This window comes from Rhodococcus sp. CX (genome assembly GCF_015865005.1).
GTDB lineage: Bacteria > Actinomycetota > Actinomycetes > Mycobacteriales > Mycobacteriaceae > Rhodococcus.
Map to the genome: position 1 here is coordinate 30828 of NZ_JADZGH010000186.1, position 974 is coordinate 31801.

1 protein-coding gene and 1 pseudogene are annotated in these 974 nt (G+C 70.1%); one reads left to right on the forward strand and one right to left on the reverse strand.

Annotated elements, in window-relative coordinates; genetic code table 11:
- On the forward strand, positions 1-625 hold a 625-nt coding region (locus tag I0Q12_RS33325; RefSeq protein WP_231611060.1), incomplete at its 5' end, for an alpha-hydroxy-acid oxidizing protein.
- Positions 626-643: 18 nt separating this feature from the next.
- Here I0Q12_RS33325 and I0Q12_RS33330 read toward each other — a convergent pair.
- Positions 644-974: pseudogene (locus I0Q12_RS33330) on the reverse strand (ATP-binding domain-containing protein); the annotation flags it as partial.

Consider the following 974-nt stretch of genomic DNA (forward strand, 5'->3'; position numbering starts at 1 on the left):
GATCGACGCGGCACGCGAGACGGTCGCGGAGCGGCCCGACATCACGTGGGGTGCGATCCGCACGCTGCTGGCGATGACCCGGAACCATCCGGGCCGGTTCCTCGACAACCTGCGCTCCCCCGTGCCGCGTGCCGCCGCGGAAACGTTCCTCGAGATCTACTCCAATCCGGGCCTGAGCTGGGATCATCTGGCGACGCTGCGCGACCGCACCCGGTTGCCGGTGGTGCTCAAGGGGATTCTGCATCCCGACGATGCGCGCCGCGCCGTCGATCTCGGTGTGGACGCGATCGTGGTGTCGAATCACGGCGGCCGCCAGATCGACGGTTCGCTCGCCTCGCTCGATGCGCTCCTCGACATCCGGGCCGCGGTCGGGCGGGGACCGACTCTCCTGCTGGACAGCGGAATCCGAAGCGGCGCAGACGTATTCGTCGCGCTCGCGCTCGGCGCCGACGCGGTGCTGCTCGGCCGGCCCTACATGTACGGGCTGGCGCTCGCGGGGCAGCGCGGGGTCGAGGAGGTGATCCGCAACGTGATCGCCGAGTTCGACCTCACCATGGCGCTGACGGGTGCGCGGTCGGTCGACGAGATCGACGAACGGTTCGTGCGCCCCAATCCGTCGGCGTGAGCCAGGTCTTCGCGACGGTCAGCTCTCGGTGAGGAGAGTGCGACGCAACCCGCTCGCGCGCAGCACCTGGCGTCCCACTCCGGCGCGCACGGCGGCCTCGGTGCCGATGATGCGCACGCGTTTCCGGGCGCGGGTGATGGCGGTGTACAGCAACTCCCGCGTCAGCAGCGACGACGTCTCGTCGGGCAGCACCACCGACACGGTGTCGTACTGGCTGCCCTGGCTGCGGTGGATGGTCATGGCATACACCGTCTGCACCGCCGACAGGTGACTCGGATGCAGCAGGAACGGGTCCTTGCCGCGCGCGAACGCCGCGACCAGCGCGTCGTCCTCACGGCGCACCACGACC